Here is a 398-nt window from a genome sequence, read left to right on the forward strand (position 1 = left end):
CCAGAAAAAATCATCAAATCCCGTTCGTTATGGGATAAAGAACTGTTATTTGATAAAGAAAACGATATCGTTTACGGCGCAGATAATGAAAAATTAATCTACATAGAGCGCAGAGTCTTCCTGGATGGTTTTGCTCAGCCGATCACCATCGTAATTGGCAGAGATGAAGGCCCAGTGAAACGCACCACAACAGTGTTAATGAAAGAAGTGAGGGTAATTCTGGTTATATTCTTTAGCTGCTTATTATTGATTATCGCTTTTCAGGTAGGCTGGGCCATGAAGCCTCTCAATCGGCTGCAAAAAGAGTTAGAGTCACTAAGAGCCGGGAAATTAAGCTCTCTGAAGAAGTCCTACCCTAAGGAGATAGCGCCTGTAGTCGCAGATTTAAATGCCTTAGT

At 41.7% G+C, this 398-nt stretch carries 1 protein-coding gene; it reads left to right on the forward strand.

Going from position 1 to position 398, the window contains the following annotated elements; genetic code table 11:
* Positions 1-398, forward strand: a 398-nt coding sequence (locus AC4GME_RS16655; protein WP_490379810.1) for a hypothetical protein, incomplete at both ends; no start/stop codon positions are given.

It is taken from the genome of Psychromonas sp., from assembly GCF_983033635.1.